The sequence below is a fragment of the Planococcus halocryophilus genome, from assembly GCF_001687585.2.
Lineage (GTDB): Bacteria > Bacillota > Bacilli > Bacillales_A > Planococcaceae > Planococcus > Planococcus halocryophilus.
The window spans coordinates 2,819,647-2,844,963 of sequence record NZ_CP016537.2 but is presented as its reverse complement, the minus strand read 5'-3'; the positions used below and the strand labels follow the sequence as shown (position 1 = coordinate 2,844,963).

Annotated in this window: 21 protein-coding genes; 13 read left to right on the top strand and 8 right to left on the bottom strand. The window is 39.6% G+C overall.

Translation table 11 applies throughout. The features are described from left to right. Positions 1-292: 292 nt before the first annotated feature. The gene (locus tag BBI08_RS14050; protein WP_065528235.1) at positions 293-2,299 is read right to left on the bottom strand and encodes a sensor domain-containing protein; all 2,007 of its coding nucleotides are present in this window, start codon (positions 2,297-2,299) and stop codon (positions 293-295) included. Between the two features lie 164 nt (positions 2,300-2,463). Between BBI08_RS14050 and BBI08_RS14045 the strand changes: the two genes are divergently transcribed. From BBI08_RS14045 to BBI08_RS14010, 8 genes are all read left to right on the top strand, one after another. Further along, on the top strand, positions 2,464-2,994 hold the full coding sequence (locus BBI08_RS14045) for a copper resistance CopC family protein (protein ID WP_065528234.1): 531 nt from the start codon (positions 2,464-2,466) through the stop codon (positions 2,992-2,994). Next, the gene (locus tag BBI08_RS14040) at positions 2,991-4,052 is read left to right on the top strand and encodes a copper resistance D family protein (RefSeq protein WP_008496806.1); all 1,062 of its coding nucleotides are present in this window, start codon (positions 2,991-2,993) and stop codon (positions 4,050-4,052) included. Before BBI08_RS14045 ends, BBI08_RS14040 begins: the two co-directional genes overlap by 4 nt. Before the next feature lie 54 nt (positions 4,053-4,106). After that, entirely contained in the window at positions 4,107-5,039 is a 933-nt protein-coding gene (locus tag BBI08_RS14035) for a DMT family transporter (RefSeq protein ID WP_008496808.1), read from the top strand. 143 nt (positions 5,040-5,182) lie between these two features. Beyond that, positions 5,183-6,910, top strand: a complete 1,728-nt coding sequence (locus BBI08_RS14030; protein ID WP_040850547.1) for an ABC transporter ATP-binding protein — start codon at positions 5,183-5,185, stop codon at positions 6,908-6,910. Continuing rightward, a complete protein-coding gene (locus BBI08_RS14025; protein ID WP_155800235.1) occupies positions 6,903-8,726 on the top strand; it encodes an ABC transporter ATP-binding protein in 1,824 nt (607 codons plus the stop codon). Before BBI08_RS14030 ends, BBI08_RS14025 begins: the two co-directional genes overlap by 8 nt. A 155-nt stretch (positions 8,727-8,881) precedes the next feature. After that, positions 8,882-9,727 carry a GNAT family N-acetyltransferase gene (locus BBI08_RS14020; protein ID WP_008496809.1) on the top strand — a complete coding sequence of 282 codons (846 nt, stop codon included), beginning with the start codon at positions 8,882-8,884 and terminating at the stop codon, positions 9,725-9,727. Between the two features lie 100 nt (positions 9,728-9,827). Next, positions 9,828-10,682, top strand: a complete 855-nt coding sequence (kynA, locus tag BBI08_RS14015) for a tryptophan 2,3-dioxygenase (protein WP_065528233.1) — start codon at positions 9,828-9,830, stop codon at positions 10,680-10,682. Positions 10,683-10,692: 10 nt separating this feature from the next. After that, complete coding sequence (locus tag BBI08_RS14010) at positions 10,693-11,406, top strand: glycerophosphodiester phosphodiesterase (protein WP_008496812.1); 714 nt, start codon at positions 10,693-10,695, stop codon at positions 11,404-11,406. Between the two features lie 36 nt (positions 11,407-11,442). Here BBI08_RS14010 and BBI08_RS14005 read toward each other — a convergent pair whose 3' ends face one another. The 4 genes from BBI08_RS14005 to BBI08_RS13990 all read right to left on the bottom strand — a co-directional run bounded on the left by BBI08_RS14005 (position 11,443) and on the right by BBI08_RS13990 (position 15,570). Further along, a complete protein-coding gene (locus BBI08_RS14005; RefSeq protein ID WP_065528232.1) occupies positions 11,443-12,462 on the bottom strand; it encodes a DUF2804 domain-containing protein in 1,020 nt (339 codons plus the stop codon). Between the two features lie 133 nt (positions 12,463-12,595). After that, positions 12,596-13,453, bottom strand: a complete 858-nt coding sequence (locus BBI08_RS14000) for a DegV family protein (RefSeq protein WP_008496813.1) — start codon at positions 13,451-13,453, stop codon at positions 12,596-12,598. A 104-nt stretch (positions 13,454-13,557) separates the two neighbouring features. Further along, the gene (locus tag BBI08_RS13995; RefSeq protein ID WP_065528231.1) at positions 13,558-14,118 is read right to left on the bottom strand and encodes a glycerol-3-phosphate acyltransferase; all 561 of its coding nucleotides are present in this window, start codon (positions 14,116-14,118) and stop codon (positions 13,558-13,560) included. 75 nt (positions 14,119-14,193) lie between these two features. Then, the gene (locus BBI08_RS13990; protein ID WP_065528230.1) at positions 14,194-15,570 is read right to left on the bottom strand and encodes a dipeptidase; all 1,377 of its coding nucleotides are present in this window, start codon (positions 15,568-15,570) and stop codon (positions 14,194-14,196) included. A gap of 149 nt (positions 15,571-15,719) precedes the next feature. On the opposite strand from BBI08_RS13990, the gene BBI08_RS13985 reads away from it, so the two are divergent. From BBI08_RS13985 to BBI08_RS13975, 3 genes are all read left to right on the top strand, one after another. Next, positions 15,720-16,970 carry a CNNM domain-containing protein gene (locus BBI08_RS13985; RefSeq protein ID WP_065528229.1) on the top strand — a complete coding sequence of 417 codons (1,251 nt, stop codon included), beginning with the start codon at positions 15,720-15,722 and terminating at the stop codon, positions 16,968-16,970. A gap of 190 nt (positions 16,971-17,160) precedes the next feature. Beyond that, positions 17,161-17,697 (top strand): RNA polymerase sigma factor, encoded by a 537-nt coding sequence (locus BBI08_RS13980; protein ID WP_008496818.1) that lies wholly within the window; start codon positions 17,161-17,163, stop codon positions 17,695-17,697. A gap of 327 nt (positions 17,698-18,024) precedes the next feature. Continuing rightward, on the top strand, positions 18,025-19,479 hold the full coding sequence (locus BBI08_RS13975) for a phospholipase D family protein (protein WP_008496819.1): 1,455 nt from the start codon (positions 18,025-18,027) through the stop codon (positions 19,477-19,479). Between the two features lie 63 nt (positions 19,480-19,542). Here the strand turns inward: BBI08_RS13975 and BBI08_RS13970 are convergent, their stop codons facing one another. Together BBI08_RS13970 and BBI08_RS13965 are read right to left on the bottom strand one after the other, a co-directional pair. After that, the gene (locus BBI08_RS13970) at positions 19,543-21,108 is read right to left on the bottom strand and encodes an ABC-F family ATP-binding cassette domain-containing protein (RefSeq protein WP_065528228.1); all 1,566 of its coding nucleotides are present in this window, start codon (positions 21,106-21,108) and stop codon (positions 19,543-19,545) included. Positions 21,109-21,145: 37 nt separating this feature from the next. Beyond that, on the bottom strand, positions 21,146-21,328 hold the full coding sequence (locus BBI08_RS13965) for an SE1832 family protein (RefSeq protein WP_008430410.1): 183 nt from the start codon (positions 21,326-21,328) through the stop codon (positions 21,146-21,148). Positions 21,329-21,475: 147 nt separating this feature from the next. Here BBI08_RS13965 and BBI08_RS13960 point away from each other — a divergent pair, with 147 nt between their 5' ends. Together BBI08_RS13960 and BBI08_RS13955 are read left to right on the top strand one after the other, a co-directional pair. Continuing rightward, positions 21,476-23,299 carry a cation:proton antiporter gene (locus tag BBI08_RS13960; protein ID WP_065528227.1) on the top strand — a complete coding sequence of 608 codons (1,824 nt, stop codon included), beginning with the start codon at positions 21,476-21,478 and terminating at the stop codon, positions 23,297-23,299. A gap of 136 nt (positions 23,300-23,435) precedes the next feature. Beyond that, on the top strand, positions 23,436-23,999 hold the full coding sequence (locus BBI08_RS13955; protein WP_008496822.1) for an NADPH-dependent FMN reductase: 564 nt from the start codon (positions 23,436-23,438) through the stop codon (positions 23,997-23,999). 147 nt (positions 24,000-24,146) lie between these two features. Here BBI08_RS13955 and BBI08_RS13950 read toward each other — a convergent pair whose 3' ends face one another. Continuing rightward, entirely contained in the window at positions 24,147-25,094 is a 948-nt protein-coding gene (locus tag BBI08_RS13950) for an NERD domain-containing protein (protein ID WP_008496824.1), read from the bottom strand. Between the last annotated feature and the right edge of the window lie 223 nt (positions 25,095-25,317).

Here is a 25,317-nt window from a genome sequence, read left to right as displayed (position 1 = left end):
CACTTTTCTATGTTGTCTAGCTCCAGCTGCCAGCCCCTCGAGTCGCTTCAGCCTTGCCGCCAATGGCTGAAGACCGCCATTAACGGTAAGGCTTCCAGCGCTTGTCGGTACTACACGGCAGCTTGCGCTTTTCTAATTGTCTAGCTTCAGCTGCCAGATTCTAGAGTCATAAGCCACTCCGGCTGTGCGTCAAAGGACGCCACTTCGCCAGAGCGTCTTATGCCCGTCGAATCTACACGGCAGCTTGTGCTTTTCTAATTGTCCAGCTCCACGGGCGCTTGCGCTTTTCTTTTTACCCCAGCCATTTTTCTAGGTCTGCGGCTGTCATCGGGTGTCCGATGAGGTAGCCTTGTAGGCTGTCGCATCCCATGGCGCGTAGAAGTTCAAATTGTTCATTTGTTTCGACACCTTCGGCAGTTACTTGGAAATCGAGTGATTTACCAAATTGAATCATACCGTTAATTAATTTTTGAATTCTCTCTTGTTTGGTGATGGATTGGATAATCATTTGATCTATTTTTATTGAAGATATTGGCAATAAGAGCATATAGCGGAACGAAGCATACCCAGTTCCGAAGTCATCTAATGCAAATGTGATGCCTTCTTGATGAAGATTCTTCATTTGTGTCATGATTGAACGTTCGGCTTCAGCTTCGAGTGCAAATTTTTCGGTGATTTCAATCATTAGAGAACTTGGATGACAATCATTAAGCTTTAAATTTTCAAGCAGCATTTTCGCCATATCTTTATCTCTAAATTCATGAATCGATGAGTTAATGCTAATTTGGAGATCGATGTTTTTTGATTTCCAGTCTTTTAATTGAAGACAAGCCGTTTCGACGACAAAGCTACCAATTTTATTGATCAATCCGTTTTCTTCTGCAATTGGAATTAGTTCATCAGGAGTAACGACCCCAATTTCTGAATCGGTCCAACGGACAAATGCTTCTACACGTTCAACTTTACCGTTTGCTAAGTTGACGATTGGCTGGTACAAAAGCTGTAAATTTTTTCGGTCTAATGCATAGATTAAGTGTTTTTCAATAGCTGCTTTACGACTTAATCGTTCATGGTCATCAGGTGTCAATACCGATATATTGCTGCCTCCACGTTCTTTTACCTTTTTGATGGTTGCGTAGGAAGCTTTGATTAAATGCATAAAGCTGTGTTGGTCTTCAGGGTATTTGGTGATAGCTCCACTAACCGTTAATGGAACGGCTATGCCTTGTAAGTAGATAGGATGTTGTTGCAAATAATGCAGGAACCCTTCAATAAACCAATTGCTTAATGGGGTTACTAAAGCGAATTCATGTAAACCGGCACGTGTAATAATGGAGTCAGAAAAATACAGACGAAGGCGCTTCGTAAATTCAATAAGTAATTCATTTTCGACATCTGTATCCGAAACATCACTTAACGTATAGAAACGGTCAATATCCATAAAAACAAAGGAGAAATGACGACCTTCTTCTATGTATTCGTTGACTATTTGTTCAAGTCTATGGCGATTTTCCAAACCGGTTACAGGATCGATAAATGCAATTTCTTCAAGATGTTTTTGGGCTTGTTTATTAGCTGTGATATCTTTTTCAAGGAAAATGTAATACGTATCTTCACTTGATAACTGCATTGGAATAGCCGTTAGTTCGACCCAATAAATTTCTCCATCTTTTTTAACTTTTTTCGCTTCGCCGTTCCACACATCACCTTGTCGCAAAGTGGACAAAATCGAATCGACAAATTGAACGTCTCCATCGCTGTCTCCGAACATATGCCATACAGGTTTTCCTAAAATTCGTTTTGGTGTCCATTTACTTAACTTTAAAAATAGTGGATTGGCATACGTAATCAAGAATTCTTGGTCAAAATAAAGCAACATGAAAGAGTCATCTAAACCATTACGTAAGTGGTTTAACTCAATAGAAGAAGAACCATCTTTATCTGCTTCGTTCATTTCATAAATGGTCATAACATATTGTTCACCATCGAATGTGTAGGATTTAGCTACTACAGTCGTGTAAGTTGTAATTCCTCCGCCTAACTCTATTTCAATGTTTTCAAATCTAACGGATTCTTCAGTATGTAATAGCTTATCCCAAGAATGCTTGTTTAATGCAGCTTTTTCGGGATTCATATAAGAAGAGATCTGACCTATGACCGCTTCGGCTTCTATTTGGAAAACATGCTCAGCGTGCTGATTGCACCATGTAACTAAGCCGTTTTTATCGAGTATGATAATTGGGAAGGGGATATGGTTGAAAACAAGGGTGTCAGTTAGGTTTTCGTTTATTTCACTCATGCATTGACGCTCCTTAACCGTAGTTTACTTTCATTATAGAGAAGAAAAGGTCTATCGTCATCCTTTTCAAAATAATCTCTAATCAGATTTATGGAATTTTTCTATCCTTTCCCTAGTAATCGTGATAGAATAGGCATAAATCATATGAAAATTGAGGTAAATACATGTATAAAAAATTATTATTATTATTATTTTTAATGTTCATTTTTCCTTTTCCGGCTCAAGCCCATACAACTTTACTTTCTTCAACACCTATTGAAGGCCAAAATGTAACAGAAGTGTTAACGGAAGTAGAGTTGGTTTTTGTTACGAAAATCGAAGAAGGTAGCACAATGAGTATTGAAGGAGAAGTGGACTCTTTCGAATTTGATGATATTGAGATAAAAAATAATGTGATGACTGGGAACTTTAGTGAAACCTTACCAAACGGATCTTATCGTATTTTATGGAATATTATTGGGGAAGACGGACATCCGATTGAAGGTAATATTGCATTCGGTATGTCGATTGAAGTTGAAGAAAAAGAAGCTTCAATTACATCTTCCGTTGTAGATGGAACAGCGAGTGCGACTGAGAAGAAATTAGCAGAAGTTCAAACTGAAAAACATAATAATATACCAGTCACAATTTTGTTGGTACTCGCTGCTGTTTTAATGGGTTACAGCATTTATAAACTTTTGGTGAAGAAGAAATGATTTTCTTTACGGCATTTGCAGACGTTCTTTTATATATCGCTTTTTCTTATTTAGCAGGCTTTGTTGTATTGCAATTTATACCGGAAAATCGAAAACCATTGTTATCTAGCTCTAAAGTTTTGCTGTTAATTAGCACTGCTAGTATTGTCTTATTATCATTTGTTCCTGTTTATGAATTGGCTATGTTTTTACAAAGTAGCCAAAGCCCAATCGAAGCTTATCAAACGGCGATTACGGAATTTCGTATAGGACAAGGGTGGATGATTACCTTACTGCTTAGCGTTATTTTAGCAATCGCAATTTACTTGAACGGAAATCGATACATACAAGCATTATATGTTTTATTGCTTATTTTAACTGTCGGATTTTATAGTCACATTTCGACTCTTGATCTATGGATTGGTTTTGCTCTTCATTCGAGTCATATACTTTTCATGTCGATTTGGACAGGCGTATTGCTTCATGTCGCATGGTTTGCAAAAAATGGAGCCAATTGGCGTCCTTTTTTAACATGGTTTACCCCACTGGCTGTAATCTGTGTTGCAGGTGTAATTGCTAGCGGGATTGTCATTATGTTTTTTTTCGTAGCGCCTTCAGATTATGCGAATTCATGGGTCTTGCCTTATGGTCAGTTGCTGTTGTTAAAGCACATCAGCATTATTCCAGTTCTTTTGGCGGCGATGATTAACGGATTTCTTAATAAGCAAAAAGAATTTCAACAAAATTGGTTGAAAGTTGAAAGTTTGCTGTTACTTCTTGTTTTTGCTTTTACTGCCATTATGAGCAAACAAGCACCACCTCATGACGTGAATGATACACTGCGGATTGAAGGTGGTGGCTGGCTTGTTGAAAAGTTATCGGGACCTCTTTATATTCCTATTGCGGCTAAACTGGATTTAACGTTAAATGGTTCTTTGTTAATAACTCTCAGTTTCTTATGTTTAATCGTCATGCTAGTAGCTTATTTCAAAAAAGCAAATGCTTGGCTTTCTCTCATTTTCAGTATTGGCTTTATTTGTTGCTTTTATATAGGGGTAATGATGAATTTATCTTTTTAATAAAGAATCTGCCAATCTTTTAAGGTTGGTTTTTCTATAGGAAGGAGTGTGGGAATGGACCGTCTAAAAGGAGTTTCTATGATATTGGTGGGGGCTATCATGTGGGGAGCCACGGGACCTTTAATGGAGTGGGTAATGAGCAATTACGTTGTTTCGGTACCATTTATCATAACGTTGCGTCTAACGGTGGCAGGAGCTTTCTTACTTTTGTTCTTAAAGTTGAAAGGTGTCCGTATTACAGCTATTTTCCGCAATAAATTTTGGATTCGACCATTGCTAATTTTTTCTTTGTTTGGCATGTTGGGTGCCCAATACAGCTTTGTTGCAGCGATTGAAGCAAGTAATGCTGTAGTCGCCACATTAATGCAATTTCTAGCGCCGGTCTACATTATTGTCTTTGTTTCCATAACGCATAAGAAATTACCACCTCTCTACCAAGTTGTTGGGATGTTAGGAACGTTAGCCGGTTTATTTTTACTACTGACGAATGGAAAACCAGATCAATTGATTATTAGTGCAGAAGCTTTATTTTGGGGAGTTCTGGTGGGGCTAGCTTTTACTTTTTATACGTTATATCCTGCGCGTCTTATGCAGGAGTGGGGCGTATTACTAATTGTTGCATGGTCTATGCTTTTTGGCGGAATTTTCATAGGGTTGATAAATCCATCCACATTCATTAATGAATTCGCGATTTTAGCAATACCTGCAGTAAGTGGTTCGATCTTAGGAATTATTATTTTTGGCACTGCCGCATTTGTCTTATTTCTTAGTAGTATGCGCTTTATTACACCCGTGGAGACAAGTATTTTGTCCTCTTTTGAACCATTGACGGCAATGGTCATCTCCATGTTTTGGTTTGGCCAAATCCTGTCTCCAGTTCAATTAGTGGGTGCACTGGCAATGTTAGTATTTGTCGGGTGGCTGTCCCTTGCTGGAAATCCAAAAAAGAAGAAAAAGGGAAGTAAAGTGCCTCAAGTTATCAACTAAAAAAATAGAGAGTTAAAGAAAAACGACACCTTATTCAGGTGTCGTTTTTTGAATTGGGATAGAAATGCTATTCGATATCTGAAAATTATGGCATACTATTTAGTACAAAGGTTCGGGTTTCGAAACATTTAGGAGGCATGCTCATGAAAACAGTTTTCTCTTATGCAAAACCATATAAATTTTATATTGTGATTGCACTTATTTTAATGCTGTTAGAGCTAACGGTAGAGTTAATGCAACCGTTAGTTATTGCCAGCATTATTGACAAAGGAATTGTCGCAAGAGATCAAGACGTCATCATCCAATTAGGGATTGTCCTTATGGCTCTGTCGGTAATTGCTTTTATTTCAGGAATCGTCAATTCCTATTTTGCAGCTCACGCATCTCAAAATTTTTCATTTGATTTGCGGCAAGCGGTTTATGGTAAAATCCAGTCTTTTTCATTGGCGATGTTCAATAAGTTTCCGGCGTCCGGACTTATTACAAGGCTAACAAGTGATGTGACATTGGTTCAACAAGTGTTGTACATGGGCTTACGAATTATGTTGCGGGCACCACTACTGGTTGTGGGAAGTATGATTATGGCATTTGTAGTCAATCCGAAATTGGCTTTATATTTAGTGATTGTCTTTCCATTTTTGCTGGCATTTTTGTATATCATGGTTAAAAAAGGCGTGACGTATTTTGGCTTTGTTCAAAAAAGACTCGATCGCGTCAACCGAATTGTCCAAGAAAACCTTCAAGCAGTACGCTTGATCAAAGCATATTTGCGCGGGAAATACGAAGCTAACCGTTTTTCTGAAGTCGCTGGAGACTTAAAAGTGGATACTGTTAAAGCATTTCGGATTATGGAAATTATTTTGCCGATTTTATTATTTGGAATGAACGTTTCGTTGCTCGCTGTTTTGTGGTTTGGTGCTTTTGAAATTCGAGCAGGGGGAGCCCAAATTGGTGAATTGGTCGCAATCGTCAACTACGCGATGCGTATAACCGGTGCGTTCTCTATGTTTTCATTTATCATCATGATTTTTGCACGAGCGAAAGCATCTTCTGAACGACTAGAAGAAGTGCTACTTGCAGATGATGGGCATGAACAAGAAGACGTTGGAGAAAAAGAGGCTATTCAATTAGGAGAAGTTCGTTTTGACAAAGTGTCCTTTACGTATCCTGGTACAGATAAACCGGTATTAAAAAACATTTCCTTCGAATTAAAACCAAATGAAAAACTAGCAATTATGGGAGCGACAGGATCTGGAAAATCGACTTTACTGCAATTGCTGCCACGTTTTTATGATGCAACAAAAGGTACCGTTTCTTTACATGGTCGTGATGTGAACGAATGGTCAATGCGTGAACTGCGGAAAACGATTGGTATTGTTCCTCAACAATCGCTTCTTTTCACAGGAACGATTTCCAATAACCTTTCTTGGGGGAAAGATGAAGTCGTCCAAGACGAGCTGGCAGATGCTGCGATTAAAGCGCAAATTCATGAAACTGTTGAGCGTTTTCCGAAAGGATATTACACTCGTGTTGGTCAAAAAGGTGTGAATTTATCAGGAGGGCAAAAGCAACGCTTATCCATCGCACGAGCTCTAGTCCGTAATCCATCGATTTTGATTTTAGACGATAGCACTAGTGCATTAGATGTTAAAACCGAAGGCGCATTGTGGGAAGAACTTGAACAAGAACATGCGACAATGCTCGTGGTTACGCAAAAAATTAGAACAGCAATGAGAGCCGATCGAATATTGTTGCTAGAAGAAGGTCAGATTTCTGCTTATGGTACGCACGAACAGCTGGTACATAACTCGGAACTGTATCGTCAAATTGCAATGTCTCAACAGGAAGAGGAGGTTGATGAATATGTTTGATGCCATACGCCGACCATTTGGCCATGAACCCATTTTGACTAAGGAAGATTTAACAAAAAAGAAAGATAAAAAAGATGAACGTGCGCAAAATTGGAAATCAACACTGATCAAAATTTGGAAATTAGTCGATGAGCAACGATTTTTATTGATTGTCGTTTTGGCACTCGTATTTGTCAGCTCCGCAATGGCATTGCTTGGACCGTATTTAATCGGTTTTATCATTGATGAGTATATTGTTCCGCAAAGCTTTAATGGTATGGGAGTAGTCGTCCTCTGGCTAATAGTCGTCTATATTGGCCATTCTGCATCTTTGTATTTGCAAAATTTTTGGATGGTTGGGATTGCCCAGCAAGTGATTTACCGTTTACGGACAAGGCTCTTTTCACATCTTCAACGTTTGCCTGTCACATTTTTCGATAAGCGGCAGCACGGTGAGTTGATGAGTCGCATGACCAATGATATTGAAAACGTCTCTTCTACATTGAACACATCTTTTATTCAAGTATTTTCAAGCATATTAACTTTAACGGGTACGGCGATCGTCATGTTGACACTGAGTCCGTTGTTGACGTTATTAACCTTAATTATCATCCCACTTATGTACGTATCCATCCAATGGATTACAAAACGTACGAGTAGATTGTATAAAGAACAGCAAAAAGCCATTGGTGAATTGAATGGCATGATTGAAGAAACCATTTCTGGCCAAAAAATTGTGAAAGCTTTTTCGCAAGAACCGCGAGTAATGGAAGAGTTTCGCGAAAAAAGTGAAAACCTTCGACAGGCTGGATTTTGGGCATGGACTTATGCTGGTTTTATACCAAAAGTCATGAACTTTCTAAATAACGGCAGTTTTGCGGTTGTCGCGGGTGTCGGTGGAATTCTCGCTTTGAATGGTTCGGTGTCCATTGGTGTTATCGTTATTTTCACTGAGTATTCACGCCAATTTACACGTCCTCTAAATGATTTAGCGAACCAGTTTAATACGGTGTTGTCAGCCATTGCAGGGGCGGAACGCGTTTTTGCCATCATGGATGAAACGGAAGAAAAAGATGATCAAGTGTTGAATGTTGAAAAAGAACTGAAAGGTGAAGTGGTTTTCGACCAAGTTTCATTTAAATACGAAGGGGCAGAAGAAGACTGGACCATTCACGATGTTAGTTTTACAGTCGGAATTGGTCAAACAACAGCATTAGTTGGAGCGACTGGGGCAGGGAAAACGACCATCATGCAATTATTGGCACGTTTTTATGACGCCAATAGAGGGGAGATTCGGTTGGATGGTTTGCCGATTGCTTCGATGCCACGTGAAACATTGCGTAAACAAATTGCTTTTGTGCTACAAGATCCATTCTTGTTCGAAGCGACAGTTAGTGAAAATATTCGTTACGGTAAACTAGATGCAACAGACGAAGAAGTAATGGAAGCTGCAAAAGGTGCTAACGCACATGAATTTATCGAAAAGCTACCGAATGGCTACGATACGATTTTAACTGGTGATGGCTCGATGATCAGTCAAGGTCAGAAGCAGCTGCTATCTATTGCGCGCGCGCTTATTGCAGATCCGGTTATTCTATTGCTAGACGAAGCGACTAGTAGCATCGATACAGTTACAGAGCTGAAAATCCAAGAAGCATTAGAGCATCTTATGGCAGGGCGGACAAGTTTCGTCATTGCGCATCGACTGAATACCATCCGGAAAGCTGATTTGGTGCTCGTGATGGAAATGGGGAAATTAGTAGAGTCTGGTACACAGCAACAATTACTAGATGAAAAAGGAATTTACGCTACTATGCTAGCTGAAGCTAAATTATAATATGAGGTCTGTTCCAGTTTATATGGAACGGACCTTTTTCTTTATTTTCTTAGCGCCACTTTTTCATGCGGTATGATAGGATAAAAATACCGAATGATTTTAACGTGTCGATAAAAACGTATTCGAACAAGATCAAGTTAATAGGAGGTAGCAAAATGGATTTATCTTTATCAATCAGTTCATTTCCAATAGATGAGCAAACAGCTAACGATATGACAGAATTGCTAGTGGGGCTATCCGCTGAAGCTAGAACAGTGCTTCATCCGACTCTTTGGAGAGGAGCGGATTCAAGAGGATTTGCGGTACTTGCTTATACAGAACAAGATGAATTAATCGGTTTTGCATCAGCGGCAGATATGGTGGGATTGCATCATTATGAATGGTCGCTCTATGTCCATCCAGATTACAGACGGCTGGCACTTGGCACGGCTTTAGCAGATGGCATTTCGCATGGCTTAGCGCAACGTCAGGCAGAAAGTGAATTAGTAGCGTTTGTTAATGATGTTGAAATTTCAGGTTTCATGGAGAGTTTAGCGTATGATCTTGATTTTCATGAAATTCTTCTGTCAGCAGAACCGTTATCAAAAAGCGAACTGCCGAATGATTTAACAATCGCACCTTTCGCAGGACAAGCTGAAGAATTAACTGAGCTATTAACATCCGCATTTGATGACACGATTTTACCGATTTTAGAACACAATATGATAGACCCCGAAAGAGAAATATGGCTGCTTCAAAAAGATCAACAACTGTTTGCGACGGCCACACTCGTTGAAGAAGAGAAAGTCTTATGGATTACCGCATTTGCAGTTCATCCGGATCATCAAGGCAAAGGGTATGGCAAACAACTACTGAAATGGTGCCGAGAATTGGCACATGAACGAACACTAAATTCGGTGTATCTTGATGTTGAAACAGATAACCAAGCATTGCACGTATACGAGAAATCTGGATTTGTCCGAATGCAAACCGTTTCTTATTGGAAGTCTAAAACGGATTGATCAAACCAAGCTAGTATTGACTAAACGAAATGAACCGTATACAGAATAGGTGAAAGTGAGATTAGCAGAGGCAAAGCCGAGGTTAAATGGAGTGACATTAATGAACAACTACGAAAATGGTCAAAATATCGCTGCAGCAACAGAAAAAAACATTCGTACTGATTTTAAAGAAAGCATGACATATGGTGATTATCTTCATCTAGATAAGCTATTAACTGCACAGGACGGTGTTAGCGGACATCACGATGAAACTTTATTCATCATCATTCATCAAGTATCAGAACTATGGATGAAGTTGATTTTGCATGAGCTGCAATCGGCAATCGATCACATTGAAAAAGACGATCTTCAGCCTGCGTTCAAGCAATTGGCAAGAGTATCGCGCATTCAGTCACAAATTATTCAAGGCTGGGATGTCTTATCGACATTAACACCTGCAGAGTATATGGAGTTCCGTGATGATTTAGGCAATGCTAGTGGATTCCAATCTTATCAATACCGAATGATTGAATTTGCACTTGGTTACAAAACAAAACATGTGTTGAAAATTTATGAAAAAGATGAACCGCTTCACGCAGAATTGGAGAAAGCATTTAATGCACCTGGTCTGTATGACGCAGCGATTCAAAAACTGGCGAGAAGTGGATTTACTATTGATAAAGACGTTTTAGAGCGAGACGTTAGCATGGTTTATGAATCCAATGAAAGTGTCCGTGAAGCTTGGAAAACCGTTTACCGCGATGTAGATAAGTATTGGGAACTATATCAGCTAGCTGAAAAGCTAGTTGACATTGAAGATTGGCTTCAGCAATGGCGTTTCCGTCACATGAAAACAGTAGAGCGTATTATCGGATTCAAGCAAGGAACTGGTGGCTCATCAGGCGTAAATTATTTGAAAAAGGTTTTGGATCAATACTTCTTCCCGGAACTGTGGGAAATAAGAACGGATATTTAGGAGGGATTTTGTGAAAATTTTTGCTCATAGAGGTTGCTCGGGGTCATACCCTGAAAATACACTAGCAGCCTTTCGTGCAGCGGCTGAATTGCCAATTACGGGTGTGGAAATTGATGTTCACTTAACAAAAGATGGTGGAATTGTCGTGATACACGATGAAAAAGTCAATCGGACAACCAATGGCAAGGGCTATGTAAAAGAATTAACATTAAAAGAATTAAAACAACTAGATTGCGGTTCCTGGTATTCTGAAGAATGGAGCGAGGAAAAGATTCCTACGCTAGATGAAGTATTCGATGTATTTGAGAACACCAACCATCGTTTAAACATCGAAATAAAATCAGATGTCTTTCCGTACGACGGCTTGGCTGATAAGGTAATCGACTTGGCTGCAAAGCGCGGGTTTAGAAATCGAATCTTACTGTCCTCTTTTAATCACGAAGATATTCAATCTGTTGTACAAGGCAAACAAGTGGAAAGTGCTATTTTAACCTTTGAAGTGCTAGTAGATGTCTATGATTATGCACGCGTCATTGGGACAAAGCGAATTCATGTTTCTTTGCCATCAGCTTTTAGAAAAATGACAACTGACGCTTTGCGAAAAGGCGCCATTGTTTATGTTTACACAGTCAATGACGTTAATTATGCAGAAGAACTACAACGAATTGGTGTTCATGGCATCTTTACAGATTATCCAGAAAAAATGCTGGCACATTTCGCATAGAAAAGACGCGTCGAGTTTCCGACGCGTCTTTTTGTTTTACCATTTCGCATAATAATCATCGATAGAACCAAGAAGCTGTGTGATTTTTAGCTTTTTACCATCAGGATAACGAACATAGCCATTATAGTAGCCGAATAATTGATGGATTTCTGATTTGATGAGGCGTATATCATTTTTTGATGTACGCTCAAAAAATGGAGAGAAGGTCAGTCTGACATCATCAGAGAATTTACTATGAATTAGCCACGGGTTTTTATAATTTTCTGGGTCATAATGAAATAGAACATCTTCATGAATCTTAGTCATTTTACCATTAACAAAAAAAGCATTTTCTGTCATGCCGGTGCCATCGGTCCATTTTCCACCTAAATTTAAACCAATGACTTTTCCGAGCGAACGCTGCGAAGCCATAGCCCAATTCCAATGAGATTCTCGTGGCAAAACGCCTCGTCCATAATCTAATACGGCAAAGCTATCGACTTTTTCAAATTCAAAACGTTGATTGCCGATTTTTACCATGCCGCTAACTGGAAGGGATGTATGCTTACCAGAAAATTGAAAGGTTTGGCGATTCCAAGGAACAACGACATTTAAAGACTCGTAATCTTTAGGGTGTGAAATAACCAGAATGGCTTCTAAATCCTCACCATCAAATTCTTTTACACTGACAGTTAAATGTGTGGCATCTTGACTATATACAGATTCGATTGTCATCGTATCGCTTCGGAAGTAACAAGGATCCAATACGTTTTCGGATAGTTTCAAATGTCTTGTAAAGGGAAGCACAATAGTTTTTTCATGAAAACGTTGCGTCTCATAATTTAAAAAATAAACAAAACAGACAGTCGCATAATCCAAGTGGGAAATGGTTGCAGAAAATAAAATTTCATCTCCAAATACACACCAATAATTCCACTTCTTTTTACGCATAAAGTTTCCACGCAAATTGCTTTCCACCAATGGCTGCTTTGCATATCCAATAGCATTTGGATTTAATTGGCCTTTTGCATCACAAAGTTTTACGACTTCAGTAAGCTCTCGTTCAACATGTTGCATTAAATCCACCTCACGGTTAATCTTCTCCTCTTATTGTATCAGAACAAAACGAGAATATCCGTTGGGACCATTGTATTCATGACGAAAGTCTGAAAAATAAAATAAATGATATGCAATTAGTCTTTAATATGAGCTAGAAATTTTCTTTTCTCCAAAGAAATGCGATGGTGCCCTCTCCTGCATGAACTGCAAGTGAAGAACTTAAATCACCGATTAAAATATCTGCTTCAGGAATTTCTTTTAATACTTCCTGTTTTAGATTTTCTGCTTCTTTCAATACATTACCATGCATAATTTGAAAGCGCTTTACTCCAAATTCTGCATGATCTTTTTTTGCATGATTGATTAAATACTGAATGGCTTTTTTATGTGAACGCACTTTATCGATAGGCTGTAGCTCGCCTTCAGGAGTAAGTTGAACAATAGGTTTAATCTGCAGCAAACTTCCTAAATAATATTGAGCACCGCTCATGCGTCCACCTTTATAAAGTTGAGTCAAATTGCCGATTAAAATATAATTCCGGAAATTTCCCGTTTCTTTCGCCAGCTTTTGTGCGATTTCTTCTGCTGAGTGTCCTTGTTCTTGAAGTTTAAGACCCCGTTCAATCAAACCAGATAAACCATAAGACAGCGCTAGCGAATCGATCGTATAAACTTTGAATTCGCTCATTTCAGCACCAGCAGTAGATGAAGCGATAGTTCCGCTAAGTTTGGCAGAAGCATGGACAGCAATCGCACATTCATACTCTTCTTTTAGTTGATCATACAACTCTGCAAACTTTCCTGCAGAGGGTTGGGAGGTTTTAGGAAAGGTAGTAGATGCTTTAATGCGTTTATAAAGGTCTTCGTTTGTTAAATCCACACCATCGTCTATAAACTCTTCTGTACCAAAGTGAATGTTCAAAGGAACAACATACACATCCGGATGCGCTTTAAATTCTTCTGTCACAAATCCCGTCGTATCGATAATCCAAGCAATTGGTTTTTTCATAAAATACCCCTATCTTTTAGAATAATTAGAATACAAAAACTATACCATGGATAATATTCTAGCGGTAGTATGAGCTTTGTAAACGGTTTATCTTTAATGAGAACTCAGCGAAACCGGCTATTGAATGATTCTTGGATGTCGAATTTATGTTTAATGACAATAATAATAATTGCCATAATTAGCGGCCAAACGACAATCCAAACTTGAAGAATGAACGCCATGATGATAAATCCAGCAAAACTTGCTAACATCGATAAGGTTGCGCTTTTTAACCAAGGGTAAAAGGCAAAAAATAAAATGAACATAGCTAAAAACAGATCAGGCGTTAAACAAAAGCTTACACCGATAAAAGTAGCAATTCCTTTGCCACCGCGGTATTTAAGCCAAAATGGAAACAGATGACCAATAACAACAGCGAAACCGGCAACTGCGATTGCCCAAATGGAAAAGTCGAAAAAGAAGCCAATCCATACTACTAATGCGCCTTTACCAGCATCACCAAGAAAGGTTAAGAGAAAGGCAGGTTTCCCAAGAATGGCACCCGCATTTCTGGCACCAAGGTTGCCGCTACGTTGTTGCCGCAAATCAACACCTTTCCATTTACCAATCCACCAAGCCGTCAGTAAATTGCCGATAAAATAGGATACTAACCAGTAAACAATCATAAAGAGCCTCCAGTTTTAAAATCACAACAAAGTTTAAGGCCTTCCCTACAGGTGGGAAGGCCTTAATAGGAAAGATTAGTTCAACTCGGCTACTTCGAAAAGATAGTCGCTAATAACACGAAGACCTTTATCGAAATTTTCAAGGTGGAAATGTTCGTTTGGTGCATGGAAATTTTCAGATGCTAATCCAAAGCCCATTAAGACAACAGGTAAACCTAAAATTTCATCGAATGCAGCAACAATCGGGATCGATCCGCCCATTCGTGTAAATGCAGTCGGCACGCCGTATACTTTCTCATAAGAACGACCAGCTGCTTGAATAGCAGGGTGGTCAAAAGGTGTTAAGAAAGGTTTGCCTTTATCAAACTCAGTGATTTCAACAGATACGCCAACAGGTTTATGGGATTCAACATGTGCTTTTAGTTTTGCGACGATATCATCTGGGTCTTGGTTTGGTACTAAACGACAAGTGATTTTAGTGCTAGCTTCTGCAGGTAACACGGTTTTAATGCCTTCTCCTGAGAATCCACCAGTAATGCCGTTAACTTCAAGTGTTGGGCGAATCCAAGTGCGCTCGACAAAAGAATAGCCTTTTTCGCCAAAGTCTTCAGAAATACCAATTTCTTTTTTCTCATGCTCTAAGTCAAATTCAAGCGCTGCAAATTCTTCGCGTTCTTTGTCGGAAACTTCTAGTACGTCGTCATAAAAACCTTCTACTTGGATTAATCCTTCTTGATCGCGGAACGATTGCAAAATTTCTACGATGGCATGCAATGGATTTTGAACAGCACCACCATATAAGCCAGAGTGCAAATCGCCTTTTGGTCCTTTAACATCGATTTGGATGCCAGCAAGACCACGTAATCCGTAACATACTGCAGGGCGACCAGGTCCTTGCATACCTGTATCAGAAATAACGATAACATCAGCTTTTAATAATTCCTGATTTTCTTCTACGTATTTTGGAAGGTTCGGACTGCCAATTTCTTCTTCACCTTCAATGATGAATTTAATGTTTACCGGCAATTCGCCATTTAGCTTTAACAGGGCTTCAACAGCTTTAACGTGCATATAGACTTGTCCTTTATCGTCACTCGCGCCGCGTGCATACAATTTATTGTCGCGCACTTGCGGTTCAAAGGGAGCGGACTCCCATAGGTGAAGAGGATCTACCGGTTGCACATCGTAATGGCCATATACCAGTACTGTCGGTTTGCCTTCTGCATGGAGCCAGTCCGCATAAACAACTGGATGTCCTTCGGTTTCATCGATTTTCACATTTTCTAATCCTGCTTTTTCTAAAGCAGTGACTAACCATTCTGCACCTTTTTGCATATCTTTTTTATGCTCGGATAAAGAACTAACTGAAGGAATGCGTAAAAATGTTTTTAACTCTTCTAGATGTGTTTCCCGGTTGTTTTTAAAATATTGGTCTATTGCTTGAGCATTCATCAAGATCCCTCGATTCGGTATATTTATGTTTGAAAAAATTATAACATACCAGGTTTTGGTTTTCGACAAGGGGAAATTAGCTATGGTATAGTGTTTACTACGGAAAGAGTTCGTAAAATTATGTGTTTATGACACTGGAGGAAATAAAATTGTTTATAGCATTAGGAATCTTTTTAATCATGTCGTTTTTCTTATCAGGAAGCGAAACGGCATTAACTGCGGTAAATAGGATGAAGGTCCATCTTCGCGCGGAGCAGGGTGATGACAAGGCGCAGAAACTGCAGAAGTTAATTGCGAAGCCGGACCGAATGATTACGACAATTTTAATCGGTAACAATGTTGCTAACATTATGCTACCGACATTGGTAACGATGATTGCCATTTCCAAAGGATGGGAAGTTGGTGTTGCCACTGCGATATTAACAGTGGTACTTATTATTTTTGGAGAAGTTTTGCCGAAAACAATTTCAGCAACATTTGCCGACAAAGTAGCTTATATCGTTTTCCCAGTCATCAGCTTTTTAGTGGTGATCTTATTGCCGTTAACTTGGCTATTGGCGCAATTCACCAATGTGTTTATTCGCATCATTTCCAAAGGTACAGTTAAAGAAGCAACCATGACAAAAGAAGAATTGCGTACGATGGTTGATATTGCCTCTACAGAAGGTACGTTTGAAGAAGAAGAGTCGGAACGCATTAAAGGGGTTCTGGACTTTCCTCATAAAGATGTATCAGACGTTATGTCCACTCACCGTACAGATACGGTAGGGATTGCCATTGACTCAACATATGAGGAAGTTCGGGATTTGATTTTGGATTCTTCTTATACCCGTTATCCTGTTTATGAAGAAAGCATGGACAACGTCGTTGGGTTATTTTATTCGAAGAAACTTATTGAATGGTCGATGAATCCAAACTTGACCTTAGAAGAATTGATGGACGACAATCCATTATTCGTTGTGCAATCTGTAAGCGTTGAAAAAGTCTTTAAAATGATGATGGCGAAGAAAAAACATATGGCTGTTATTCTCGACGAATACGGCGGCACACTCGGAATTGTCACGCATGAAGACATTATTGAAGAAATGATAGGTCAAGATATCGAAGATGAAACCGATGAAGAAGATGATGAACTAGTTTTTGAAATGACGGACGAAGTATTGTCTTGTCATGGTCGTCTAGAAATCGAAGATGTAAACGACATGTTCAAAGTAGAAGTTCCTAATGACCACGATACTATCGCCGGCTTTGTCATGCAGCAGTTAGGGCATGTGCCAGACGAAGGTGAAGAGTTCACATACGAAAACCTTCACGTAGAAATCAATGAAATGGACCGAAACCGAATTGTCCGTTTAACCATTACCAAAAAAGATGAAAAAGAAGAAGAAGTATTAGCTTAGTAACTTGCCTGTCTCCGGACAGGTGTTTTTTTTGGTGAATAATAAAAAGTTCCCTTTATTACACAATTGTAAGGAGAATGAAAGTAGAAGCGATAGAGTGAAAGGTGCAACTCCGTCACTATAAGGTTATAAGAGAAAGCGGAAGCGATATTGGCTTCGCTCGATAAATATTATAGACGGAGGCACGATCATGGAAACTTTATATACAGAATACAATCGCTATATCTACCATTTATGTTTGAAACTGACGCGCAATAAAGCAGAAGCTGAAGATTTGATGCAAGAAGTTTGGTTGAAAGTAGTACGATATGAGTCTTCTATTGCCGAAGTAGATCATGTTAAAGCATGGTTAACAACAATCTGTATGAATACATTCCGTGATCGTTACCGTAAAAATGTAAGACGTAGCAAGCACTTGATTCAACAGCCAGAAGGCTTGGATGTTTCGTTGCTAGACTTGATTCCTTCAGATGCAGCAGGTGTATCTGAAATACTAGAAATACAAGATGTCTCTGATATGATTCGCCATAAAATTTCAGAACTAGACTCGATTTACCGTACGACAATTTTGTATTTTTATGTTCATCAATATTCATTGATTGAAATTGCAGATGTCATGAAAGTATCGATTGGCACTGTGAAATCGCGCTTGTTCCGAGGCAAAAAACGGTTGAAAGATATGTTGATGGACGATGACCGAACACGTGAATATGTAGTAGCAATGTAAAAAAGCAACCGATTTTTCGGTTGCTTCAGAGTGGAATCAAAGAGGAGTTGGAATGTATCTATTCCAACTCCTCTTTTTTGAATAAATGAAGTGTATTTCATAATCTTATTCATCAACTCACGGCTTTAGGCAAGATTATGCCAAGAATATAAGAAGCTGTTTTCAAAACTTGAAATAGCAGAACTTTACACTAGGAGGAGCCATCCCCAAAGCGGCCGAAGCGATTCGTTTCTAACAAAAAACTATTTTTCTGAATTTTTTTGTGTGAAAAATTTTATGACGGTTTTGTTCCCCCACTGGTTATAATGGACTGAAGGGGGCAGGATCATGAAAAAGAAAAGATTTCAAAATTGGAGTAAGAAAAAGCGGATTATTATGGGGAGTATTGGAATTCTTATATTCCTTTATATCTTAGTTATCGTTTGGCAAACATTTAAACCTTTGCCAGAAGGGGTTTCGAGTAAAGGTGATCTTCATAGAGTAGATCAAGTAGACATGATTTACGATCTGTCTTATGCACAAGACCAAGAAGGGACAGAAACTGAAAGTGAATTGCGGATATTTAAAGAAATTTATAACATGATCGACCAAGCTGAAGAGTTTATCGTCATCGATCTTTTTCTTTTTGATAATTATAACGACTTGGACACGGATTTTCCTGCAGTAGCGGAAACGTTGACGAATCATCTACTCGACAAAAAAGTAGAAAATCCAGATATGCCAATTTACTTTATTACAGATCCCATTAATATCGGCTATGGCTCTTATGAAAGCCAGTTTTTAGATACATTAGAAGAAGCAGGCGTCGAGGTAATCATTACCGATTTGGACAAATTGCGTGATTCTACGCCTCTGTATTCCGGTCTTTACCGTGTCATTTTCCAATGGTTTGATGCAGGAGGTAAAGGGTGGATACCAAACGGCATGTCGAGTGATGCACCTGACTTAACTTTATCTTCTTATCTCAAAATGATGAATATTAAAGCCAATCACCGAAAAGCAGTCATTACTGAAAAAGAAGCCATCATCAGTTCAGCCAATCCTCATAATGCGAGTGGCTTGCATGGCAATATGGCATTTAAAGTTAGTGGACCTGTGATCAATGATATTCTTGAAGCCGAAGAAGCGGTATCCCGCTATTCAGGGGGACCGGATTTCCCGAGAATTGAAGCTGCAGAACAACAAGGAGACTATCAAGTACAATACTTGACCGAACGCAAAGTATTAGATGCCTTGCTATCAGATATCGAAAAAACAGCAGAAGGAGATTCAATCCACCTTGCTATGTTCTATATTGCAGAAAGCAGTGTTGTCCGTGCTTTGACGGATGCTGCTAATCGCGGAGTGGACGTTCGTCTAATACTAGATGCCAATGAAAATGCCTTTGGTACTGAAAAAACAGGTTTGCCAAATCGACCAGTGGTTCATGAAATGTTAGCAGAGTCAGAAGATCGGATACAAGTGCGTTGGTATAATGCAATCGTTGGACAATTCCACACCAAATCAATCATGATTCAAACAGCAGATGAAACGATAGTTATGGGTGGTTCGACGAACTATACAGAACGAGCATTTAATGATTACAATATGGAAAGTACGATTCGTATTTTAGCTCCGAATGACAGCGAATTAACAGGAGAGATGACGACTTATTTTGACAGACTGTGGAATAATGAAGATGCACTTTACACATTAGATGTGGAAGAATATCAAGATGACTTTACATTTTGGCAACGTGGAATTTACGGTTTCCAAAAATTATTCAAATTGACGACGTATTAAAAAAGAAAAAGGGCTACCCCCGAAAGTCATTTTCATGACCTTCAGGAATAGCCCTTTTTTAGTTTAAGCTTCTTCTGGTTTTCCAGCTGCAATCCATTCTTCTACATTCCAGACTTTTGTTGCTAGTCCTTCGTAAAAATCAGGTTCGTGACTTACTAAAACGATCGTGCCTTTATAAGCTTGCATTGCACGTTTAAGTTCAGCTTTTGCATTGATGTCCAAGTGGTTGGTCGGCTCATCGAAAATTAGCCAATTGCTTTCTTCCATCATCAATTTGCAAAGACGAACTTTGGCTTGTTCGCCACCGCTCAAGTGTGTCATCGGACGAGAAATATGTTCGTTTTTCAATCCTGTGCGAGCAAGTGCACCACGGACTTGACCTTGGTCCATACTCGGATAAGCTGACCAAATTTCATCAAGCGGTGTATGCGTTGGTGCTTTCACTTCTTGTTCAAAATAGCTAGGCGTTAAATATTCTCCGCGAAGAACATCGCCTTCAAGAGGTTTGATTTTGCCAAGCATTGTTTTAAGGAGCGTCGATTTACCAACACCGTTCATGCCCACAAGCGCAATTTTTTCACCGCGTTCAATCATAAACGTCAACGGAGGTAAAAGTGGCTTATCATAGCCAATTGATAGAGATTCTGCTTCTACAACATAACGGCTTGGGCTACGTGTTTCTTTAAAAGCAAATTGTGGTTTTGCTGCAATTTCGGGTTTTTCAATGCGATCCATACGGTCTAATTGTTTCTGGCGTGACTTAGCACGGCCAGTAGTAGACGCACGAGCTTTATTTTTCGCGATAAAAGTTTCGGTTTTTTTAATCATGTCTTCTTGTTTTTCATATGCTTCTAAATGTTGTTTTTTGCTCAATTCAGCAAGCTCAATGAATTTTTCATAAGTTGCCGTATAGCGGGTTAGGCGTGAAAATTCCAAGTGGAAAATAACGTCAGTAACGCTGCTCATAAATTCTGTATCATGTGAAATCAATAAGAATGCATGCGGATAGTTTTTCAAGTAATTAACGAGCCATTGAATATGCTCTTCATCAAGATAGTTAGTCGGCTCATCCAGTAGTAAAACTTTTGGTTTTTCAAGAAGTAACTTTGCTAGTAATAGCTTAGTACGTTGTCCACCCGAAAGAGCTTCTACGTTACGTTCAAGTCCAATTGCATCGAGACCTAAACCGCGAGAAATTTCTTCAACTTTGCCGTCTAATGTGTAAAAATCTCCAGCGTCCAATGCGTCTTGCGCTTCAGCCATTTGCTCGAGTAATTCTTCTAAACGATCAGGGTCCGCATCTCCCATTTGCATCGCGATATCATTCAATTCGGCTTCTTTTTTATAAAGCGGCAAGAAGGCATCTTGAAGAGTTTCGCGAATTGTGCGTCCTGGTTGCAGCTGGGTGTGCTGATCTAAGTAACCATAATGTGTCCGTGGCTGCCATTCTACGCGGCCATCATCGTGAATGATTTTGCCTGTTATAATATTCATCATTGTCGATTTGCCGACGCCGTTAGCTCCAACTAACCCAACATGTTCACCTTCGACTAAACGGAACGAGACATCGTTAAAAAGTGTCCGATCCCCGAAAGTGTGACTTAAATTTTCTACTGTTAATAAACTCATTTAATAAATTCCTCCATTATCATAAAAAAAACCGCGGTTACAGATCCGCGAGTTTTTTGTTTAATTCCGCAAGTTGTAGTTCCATTTTTTCTAACCGTAATTCTGCTTTCTCCACCATGCCGGCGTGTCCAGTCGTCTCTAGTTTCTCGATATCACCTTGATGGCGCACGTAATCCATCTTCAGTTCAGCAATCGCATACTCCAATTCCTGTTTGTTCACAAAATCACCCTTATTTTTCTATCATTGTAACACAATAACGTAGAAATTGAATGCTTTACGATTTTCATTCAGTATATAATACCTGTATAATTCCATAAAAGAAACTAAAGGAAGTGATGCGCTATCGACAGCTTATTGTTCGACTTAATGCTAATAATTTTTCTGGGAGTGCTCTCCCAATGGATCGCCTGGCGTCTTCAGTTTCCAGCCATTGTTCTGATGTCGATTGCCGGACTTCTTGTTGGTCCAATTTTTGAAGTGATCCACCCCGCTGAAAGTTTCGGCGAATTATTCAATCCTTTTATTTCATTAGCAGTTGCCATCATTCTATTTGAAGGTAGTTTAAATTTGAACTTTAAGGAAATCCGCACGTTTGGAAAGCCGATTTTACGAATCGTCACCTTAGGTGCATTTATCGCTTGGATTGCCGGTTCTTTTGCCGCACATTACATCGCAGGATTATCACTTGGTGTTGCATTTGTAATTGGTGGTTTGTTTATCGTAACAGGACCAACCGTCATTTTACCAATGCTGCGTCAAGCAAAATTAAAATCACGTCCAGCCGCTATTTTGAAATGGGAAGGCATTGTAGTCGATCCTTTTGGTGCTTTGCTTGCATTATTTGCATTCCAGTTTGTGTTGTTTGCTATTGGCGATGAAACCGCAGCCGCATTTGGCTTGTTTTTCTTAGCTTCTTTGTTTGCTGTAGCACTAGGTGTCGGGACAGGAATGTTAATGGGAATGATGTTCGAGAAAGGGCAAGTGCCTGAATTTCTAAAAGCGCCAATGGTTTTTGGCATTGTTTTGTTGATTTTTGTTATTTCCGATATTGTGATGCACGAAACAGGCTTGCTAGCGGTAACGGCAATGGGGATGGTCATGGCCAATATGAAAATTGCTTCGATCAACGACATGCGCCATTTCAAAGAAAACATTTCTGTGTTATTAATTTCTAGTATTTTCGTAATGCTGACGGCTTCTTTAAATCTTGATGTATTGATCGGGATTTTCAATTGGGAGATTGTTTCATTCGTATTGGCGATGTTATTTATTGTTCGTCCACTATCGATTTGGCTATCAACAATTGGTACCGACATGACAATACAAGAAAAAACCTTAGTTGGTTGGATTGCGCCACGCGGTATTGTGGCATTAACAGTTTCAGGTTATTTTGCAGGTGTCTTGCTTGAGGCAGGTTTCGAGGATGCAGAACTGCTGACGGCCTTAACCTTTGCACTGGTGTTCTCAACAGTAATTGTTCATAGTTTCACAATTGGATGGGTAGGCAAGAAACTCGGTCTTGTTGCAGCTGAAGATCCAGGTGTTATCATTATTGGTGCGAGTCGATTTGCAACGAAACTTGGGAAAGTGTTAGCAGAATTTGAAAAGGGCGTCTTGATCATCGATTCTTCTTGGGGTCGTTTACAAGAAGCACGCCAAAATGGATTGAAAACGTATGCGGGGGATATTCTATCAGAGCATACGGATTATGAAGTGGATTTAACGCCGTATGAAACAATGGTTGTCGCGACGGGCACCGATTCGTATAATGCGCTTGTCGTCAATAACTTTGTTCCAGAAATGGGGCGTGCAAATCTTTATCAAACTGCGATTCATGAAGGAGATCCGGGAGATTTTCATGCTTCGTTAAGCGGACGAACTTTATTTGGAGAAAAGTGGAATATTCATGAGCTAGAGTGGAAAGCAGAAGAAGGCTACACGATGCGAAAAACCCAGTTGACGGAACAATTTAGTTATGAAGATTTCAAAGTGAAATGGACGGAAGATACCATTCCGTTATTTGTTTACTACTCGCAGGGGAAAATTGAATTTTTTGCAGAAAATAATAAACTCGAGCCAAAAGCTGGAGACACTATCGTCAGTTTTACTGCAACTGCTCCCGAATCTGAGCGGACTCAGGAACGTTTAGAAAGCAAGCGTTCGAAAAACGGTTCTCAGACTAAAGAATGAAATCTCTCTCTCAAAAGTAATTTCGGTACGTATTGTGAAACAGGGTTTGTTATGATGAAGACAAACAGGGTATTGCGATGCTGCTTGCAAAAATGCAGTTAATAGCAAGAACGTATTTTGAGGAGGACAAGAGAGTATGAAAGTTTTATTAGTAGACGGCACGATCATTGGCAGCAAAACCGGTGCCATTTTAGAGCAGATCCAAGTTTATATCAATGAAAAAAATCCCGAAATCGAATTGAAATTGATGAAGTTAGCTGATTACGATCACCAGTTTGTTGATGGACGTCCGCTAGGTGAATACAATGACAGCATGCAAGAAATCGTTCGTCGCTTTGAAGAAGCAGATGGCTATATCATCGCAACACCGATTTTCCAAGGGTCCATTCCGGGTGTGTTGAAAAATACATTTGATATGCTTCACCCACGCACGATGCGTTACAAACCAGTATCGATCGTTGCAAATGGTGGAACGTATCAGCATCACTTAGTCATCGAAAATCAGTTGAAGCCGATTCTAGATTACTTCCGCTGTCTCGTAACGCCAAACTATGTTTACACGCATACGAGCCATTTTGACGGAACTAATACAATTGTGAGCGAAGATGTTCACAACCGCTTACGTGAATTGGCACGTGTTTTCGTACAATACGCTGAAATGAGCAAACATTTGTCGAAAGAAACATTGGATAATCATTAATTTGATAAAAGAAGAAACCTCCCGGATGCGGGAGGTTTCTTCTTTTTGGCTTTTATTTGAAGTGATTTACGATTTTATTCCATTAATAGGTCTTACTGTCGAAATGGAGCGGAATACTGTCCAAATCACCAAAATACTGTCGAAAAGCTAAAACGCTTCCGGAATCACATACTGTCGGTCTTTAAAACTGCCGTGATAAGGCATTTTCGTACTCGCTAATAGCTTTGAAGAGATCGAAGGAGACGTGATTCCTGTAAAGTCGCGGAATTCTCGACTGTTAATAGTCGTTTTGACCAAAGTGCGATATTGCCTCAACGCATCAAGATGCGCGAGAGGATCTAAGTGCTGGCAAGCATTGCAACGCCATTTCCCACCACGATAATGGAGCAAGCAATATGGGCAGTTGGGGCATAAGACGCCAGGTGGAAATGAATCCGTAAGTCCAAGTGACGCAAATGGTTTTATTGAATGAAGCGCAAGTAAGTTTTTCGCCAGTGACTCTGTTTTTCTTTGAGATAATACATCGTGCGGGTGAAGAATCAATAATTGTTCCATGAGGTGTGGTAGTCCAGATGACTGAATCATGATGCGACTGCCTGCGCGAGATTGAATCACAGACGATGGGTACGTAAAAATGATGGCGCCGACAACAGGCAGCTTAATGCGTTGCTTGAGTAAAAAATGTTCCAGCCATTTTTCGTGGCGGCGCAATTGATCGTCTGGATTGTTCATGCCATCAATGCTGCCGTCTTTATTGGTTCTGGAAAATTGCCTCAAAGTAGGATCGAAATTGAGTAAGCCGGAAATGCTTTTGATTTCCAAAGCCAATACAAATCGACTAGTCACAAGAACACTATCAATTTGATGGGAAGACTTCTCTTTTTGGATGAATAAGTCGTGGATGAAATAATGCGGTAACGAGAGGTCGATTTCGTGCCAAAAGGAGTCTACGCGCAATTCGCCGTGATATCCGGCGGTGATGCGACGGAGCTTTTCAGTCCAGTGAGGATATTGGGGATGGACGGTGGGCATTCGTTGAAGCAAACTTTCCAGTTGGAAAATTCCAGAAGGTTTCGTGCGCGTTTTAATGATCAATCGATCCTCTCCTTTATGTGAAATTACTTTAAATATAGCTAGAATTTGCGTGCTGTGCAAGAGGAATTTGAAGTTAATGGAAGTACTGTCGGAAATGATTGAAATACTGTCCGAATTGGGTAGAATACTGTCCGAATTCCACCAAATACTATCCAAATCACCAAAATACTGTCCAAACCAGAAAAACCCCTCTCAAAAGCCAGTCCAAGCAGAAAATGTTACA